This window comes from Streptomyces sp. NPDC104367, assembly GCF_055583825.1.
Window position 1 is genome coordinate 90,892 of sequence record NZ_JBVJND010000027.1, and the last position, 5,893, is coordinate 96,784.

Annotated in this window: 4 protein-coding genes; 2 read left to right on the plus strand and 2 right to left on the minus strand. The window is 69.5% G+C overall.

What is annotated here, in order from left to right; all coding sequences use genetic code 11:
* Position 1: 1 nt before the first annotated feature.
* A complete protein-coding gene (locus tag ACZ619_RS33185) occupies positions 2-769 on the plus strand; it encodes an SDR family NAD(P)-dependent oxidoreductase (RefSeq protein WP_469606859.1) in 768 nt (255 codons plus the stop codon).
* A 151-nt stretch (positions 770-920) separates the two neighbouring features.
* Positions 921-2,729, plus strand: a complete 1,809-nt coding sequence (locus ACZ619_RS33190; RefSeq protein ID WP_469606862.1) for a LuxR C-terminal-related transcriptional regulator — start codon at positions 921-923, stop codon at positions 2,727-2,729.
* 645 nt (positions 2,730-3,374) lie between these two features.
* On the opposite strand, the gene ACZ619_RS33195 is transcribed toward ACZ619_RS33190, so the two are convergent.
* Together ACZ619_RS33195 and ACZ619_RS33200 are read right to left on the minus strand one after the other, a co-directional pair.
* Positions 3,375-3,704: a WhiB family transcriptional regulator gene (locus ACZ619_RS33195; protein ID WP_469606865.1), complete on the minus strand. Its 330-nt coding sequence runs from the start codon at positions 3,702-3,704 to the stop codon at positions 3,375-3,377.
* A 1,248-nt stretch (positions 3,705-4,952) separates the two neighbouring features.
* Entirely contained in the window at positions 4,953-5,153 is a 201-nt protein-coding gene (locus ACZ619_RS33200; RefSeq protein WP_469606911.1) for a DUF6300 family protein, read from the minus strand.
* Positions 5,154-5,893 lie beyond the last annotated feature (740 nt).

A 5,893-nucleotide genomic window follows, 5' to 3' on the forward strand; every position in this document is an offset into this window, starting at 1 on the left:
CATGACACAGGACACGGACGGCGCCGGGCCGGCGACGGCGGTGGCGCTCGACGGCATCGCGGTGGTCACCGGTGCCGCGGGCGGCATAGGCCTGCGCCTGGTCGGGGGACTGGTCGAGGCGGGGATGAGAGTGGTGGCGGTCGATGCCCGGCCAGGCCCCCTGCACGAGGCCTATGCCGGGGACGAGCGCGTCACTGTTGTGGAGGCCGACGTCGCGGACCCGCAGTCCTATGACGACATCGCCGAACTGCTGAGCCGGTGGCCGGACCCACTGCGCCTGTGGGTCAACGGAGCCGCCGTCTTCGAGGTGACACCCTCACAGGAAGTCCATGCGACGACGTGGGACCGCACGCTGGAAGTGAACGCGCGAGGCGTGTTCCTCGGCTGCCGTACCGCCGCACAGCACATGCCGGAGGGCGGCTCCGTCGTCAACATCAGCTCCGTCGGAGGCTCCATCGTGCGCCCGAATCTGGCCGCCTACAGTGCCTCGAAGGCGGCGGTGGAACACCTCACCCGGGTGCTTGCGGTGGAGTGGGGCCCGCAGGGGATCCGGGTGAACGCCATCGCGCCGGGCTTCATCGACACCGACATGGTCGCCTGGATGCGCGACGACCGTGAACAGCGGGAGATGCAGATGGCCCGGGTCCCGCTCGGGCGACTCGGCACCCCGGACGACGTGCTCGGCGCACTGCTCTACCTGGCATCTCCCGCCGCGGCCTACGTCACCGGCAGCACCCTGGCCGTCGACGGCGGCCTGGCCCATGGCTGAGAGGCGCACGTCCGCACAGCCGAGGCTCTGACGCCGACGTCACCCTCAAAGCGACTGCCGTGCGTGGTGTCCGGCGATCACTCAGGGCACCACGCACGACAGGTCACAAATCGTCCGATATACCGAACAGAGGGGCTGGTAATCTCCCGATATGAGCAGCATCCAGCTGTGGAGGCACCCCCGCTCGGCCCTGGTGACCACAGCCGGGGAGTTGCGTGACCGCCCCCTCGGGTCCGTTCTGCGTCATCGACTCCTGACCGACTACCTGCGTGCGTCCGTGCGACTCGACGGCACCAGGCAGCTCTCCTTCATCTGGGTCGGCGAGCTCGATGCGCAGTCCGCACAGCATCACGCACCGCGCCTGCGCGTCAGACTGCTTGAACGACCCCAGGGCGGCTGGGATGTCGAACTCGAAGAACTCACCAAAGGTGAGCAAGACCTCAGCGTGCGCGAGCTGGAGGTGTTGACTCTGATCGCCTGCGGGCTCACCAATCCAGAGATCGCAGAACGGCTCGCCGTTGCTCGACGCACCATCGCCACCCATATCGAACGAATATTCGAGAAACTGGAAGTGTCCGGACGGGCTGCGGCCGCAGCTCTGGCGACGGACAACCACTTGCTCACGCTGCCACTAGCAGGCCCGGTCGCCGGACTCCCGCCGATCGGAGTGGTCAGACTGGAGAAAGCGGCGCGCAGTAGCGAACGACTACCCCCACGGTCCCGGCGCACTCAGGCCAAGCCGCTCATCGTCGGAGCGGTGTATCCGGCTAACCAGGACGCGCACGTCGATGCCCGCTCGATGGCCCGGGGAGCAGCCCTGGCCATCGAGGAGATCAACAAACGGGGCGGAGTGGGCGGTCGCCGTCTCGAGCACCTATTCGTCGACGCCGATGTGACAAGCGCAGCGTCGGTCCGGGCCGCCGTGGAACAGCTACTACAAAAAGACGTCGACGTCGTGACAGCGAGTTACACGTTCAACCGCAGCACCACCGAGCTGGCAGCCCAGTTCGGCCCCGCGGCGGCAGCGGGCTGTCCGCTCCTTCACCACTCGACATCCGTACGCGCGGCACACCTGGTGGCGGAAGACCCCGTCAGGTTCGGCAGCGTATTCCAGGTCTGCCCGCCGGAGACGTTCTACGGCGTCGGCTTCATACGCACTCTGGCGACCCTGCAGGCGTCGGAGGCTTGGCGGCCCACCTCGCACCGGCTGCTCATCCTGGAGTCGGCCGACCCGAACCTCAGAACGTTCCCTCCGCGAGCGGCAGAGTTGGCCGAAGGGCTGGGCTGGCAGATCACCGTCGTGCCCCTGAACGCCTCGGGACCGGAGTGGGCGTCCTCCGCCCTAGCGGCGGTCCAGTCGGTTGAGCCGGCCGCCGTCATGGTCACGTGCTTCTCGGCCGGGCAGATGACGAAATTTCTGCGCCTCTACGATGCCTCACCCTCCGGTGCGCTGCTCTACACGGTCTACTCACCGTCTGTCGCCGGCTTCCTGGAACAGGCGGGATCGGCCGCGGAGGGGCTGTTCTGGGCAACGGTCACAGGACGCTATCGGGACAGACTCGGCGATTCTTTCGAGCAGAGGTTCCACTCAAGGTTCCATGAGGACCCCGGCATGTCCAGCGCGGGGATTCACTACGACATGGTGCACCTGCTGGCCAACGCCTGGGCCACCTGCGGAGATCCGCGCGACTTCCAGCAGGTCACCGGTCAGCTCCGGCGCTCGATCCATCGAGGCGTGAACGGGGTGTACCAGTTTGACGCACCCGACCAGACGAGCCTCGCCTACCCCGATCAGACGGCCGACCTCTCGATCTCGCAAGCCCATCTCGTCTACCAGATGAGGAACGGCCGACACGAGATCATCGCGCCGTCGCAGTACGCGGGCATCTCGTGCGGGGAACTCACCTCCTCCATCACCGCCGACGGACGTTTGAGCTGGGCTACAACCGTTGTTACCTGACGAACCCCCGGAAGGAGTCCCGAACCTCATTGGCGTTGGTGATGCCCGAGCCGAGGAGAGGAAGCTGTCGGGTCTGAAGCTGCTTCCGCACCGACACGACGAACAGCGGCTTGACCGAGGTCATGCCGTGTCTTGCTGAGATCGAGGCTGATGTGCAGGAGTCTCATTGAGACACGGACAAGGTCTGCCGGGGCCTCGCCGTCGACCCGGCCGAAGCCGCAGCCACGCGTAACCAACCCGATGACTGCCCGGCCGACTCGCTGAAGGGCCCCATCACAGCCACACCCTCACTGCCCGAGACAACCTGGCCTTCTGACAGGAGGAGGCGGGAGATGCGGCGGGTGCCGCCGCCGCCCTCACCGACCTGCTCACCGACTGCGTGCGGATACTAGGCGCCGGCCACCCCAGCACCCTCACCACCCGAAACGAACTGGCCTACTGGCAGAACCGGGTGTCTCACGAACTGGGCTGAGAGGATCACGCGCCCGCTGGCATCGGTTCTGGGGAGCACTGATCAAGCGAGCCGGTGCTCGGTGACTCCCGAAGTCATCGCGATGCGCCATCCGCTGGAACCGGCACGGCCGGGGCGACACCACCGGCATCCGAGGACGTCGGCGCGAGGCGCGCAGGGGGAGCCGGCAGGACTCAGCCTGCCTGCAGGGAGCCTGCGCCCGGCACCTGACAGCCCGTGTCCTGCCGATCGTGCTCGGCGCGCGCGGTCTCCAGCAGCAGCCGCCAAGAGGTCACCGTCGGCCGACGCCGCAGGAGGGCTCGCCGCTCCCGCTCCGTCATCCCGCCCCAGATGCCGTGCTCGATGCGGTGGTCGAGAGCATAGGAAAGACACTCCGTGCGTACCGGACAGCCGGCGCAGACCGCCTTGGCCTGGTTCTGGGCTGCTCCCTCGACGAACAGTTCCTCTGGGTCAGCGCTGCGGCAGACCCCTCGCGCGCCCCACTCCTGATCATCCCCGACCACCCCGACACCGTCCTCTCCCCGGTACGGCCTGCTCCGCTCCCCCGGGCAGGCTCAGTGCCAGAACGCTACGGCAGCCACACCCGTCACGGCACATCGCGGCACACCAGCAACCCTTTTGGGGGAAGGGGGACTTGACAGCAGCCGGACACGATCCGGCACCTGCCTGTGTCACAGACCATGCAGCAGAATGCCGCAGACGCGTGACCTGGAACGGGCCGTGGGCGTTGGGCTGTGGGGCAGGCGCGACCGTCCCCCGCGAACGCCTGCCCGGGGGTGAGGCCGGGCGCGTTGTGCGGCGCAGGGCCTCCCGCGACACGCTGCCGAACGCATGTGTCCGGCCCGTCACCACGGCGGGTGCGCGACGGGCCGGGCAGGGAACGACGGTAGCGGGCGGTGAGGACCGGCCGGGCAGCCGGGGCGCCCGCTGTGTGGGCAGGCGCGGAGACGGGCGGCCGGCCCCAGGGTCACCGGCCGCCGCCTGTCACGCTGTCAGTGGCGGTCGCCGCCGCGGTGGCCCCAGGAAACCTCGTCGATGAAGCGGTCGCGGCCGTTGCCCATGGTCGCGGTGTCGCGATCGTTGTTCCGGTCGCGGCCGACGCCGATGTGGACGCGGACCGTGGCCCGGGCGACGAGGCGGAAGCGGTCGAAGGTGTAGGTGTGGCCGGCCTCGTCGGAGTGTCCAGCCGTCCAGGTTCACCGCCCGGTCGCGCGGGCGGGCGACGGGCTGGCCGACGGCCGCGGCAGGGAGGGCGAGCGCCCCCACGCAGGCGGTGGCCACGGCAGCGACGGCGGTCACACGGCGAGCAGTCACGGAAACGGACACGAGGTCCCCTTCTCGGGGCCGGACATCCACAGCCGCACGACGCGACGTCGCCGGCCAAGGGGTGTGCGGCCGGGTCGGCCGCACACCCGCACCCCGCCTACCCCACCACCGCAAATCGACAAAAAAACCCACCATATGACATATAGCAGATATTTCTGTGACTCTCAGCTGCAACCTGCACGAAGTGCGTGAACATGATGTGCTGACGGCACGCCACACCGCCTCGGCCGGTCACCACACCGCAAACAGCGGGCACTGGACCGCAGTGGGTCACTCCCGCGGGGTTCAGCCGTGACCGCGCGGTCGGGGGCTGTTACGCACTTTCGGGTGAGGTGCTCGCCGCGACGGCGTCCGGGTCAGCCCGGGCGGCAGGGGCGCGGCGGGCGGGGCATTCACGTCGGCGGCCCGGTACCAGCCGTGCGCGTTCAGAGTCCCCTCCTCCCACGCCTCGAACAGGTTCTGCACGGCCCGGGGGCGCGGTCGGGGTCCCGGTGCCAGCGGATAAACGCGGCGGCCTCCAGCCTGGCCCCGTCGCAGACCGAACACAGCTCCATCGTCAGGCCCGTGGGCAGCGGAGCGTTCCAGTAGAGCGTGAGCGCGCCGCCGCAGCGGGAGCAGTAAGGCATCGGGCGGGGCGGGTCGTCGGGGTCGCGGCGCGCGCAGGAGCAGAGCCGGGCGAGTTGGTCGTCGGTGAAGTGGTCGAGGCTGCCATCCCGGCAGGTCGTCGTGGGCGACAAAGCGGTAGGCGACGGTGCGCCGGGCGCGCCGCTCCCCCGGGGTCGTTCCCCGGGCGATCAGCGGGAAGACCGCAGCCTCGTAGAGCGTGATCGTCCGCAGGACGGCCTCCGCGGCCGCCTCCGCCTTCACATCACCCACCACCACGAACCGCTCCAGGAGCGTCACGGGGCGGTAGCAGGGATGGGGGAGTTGCCAGCGAGTGAGGGGGTGTTCGTGCGGGGCGGCCCCGGACGAAAGGACAGCCCGCGGGCGGGTCGGGTCGGGTCGGGTCGGGTCGGGTCGCCAGCGTACGGCGGTGACGGGAGCGGCCGTTCTGGCTTCCGGCGACGGGACGGCGGGGGTCCCGGGAATCTCGGGCGCCTCGGGGGCCTCCGAGGTCAGGGCCAGTCCGGTGGCGGCACTGGCCGAGGTGTCACCCGGCGGTGTCGCCTCCCCGGAGGACCTGAGCGCGGGGGGTGTTATCGGGACTCGACGGCTGTCGGGGGCATCGCCCGCTCTCTCTTCGATCGTGGCCAGGGGAAAACCCTGACGTGGGTCGGCGCTGCCCCGGGGACGACGGGTCCGCCGGCCGTGCCGACCGCCGGTACCGCGGGGACCGACCGGGTATCGGCAACAACTCGGTTTTCGG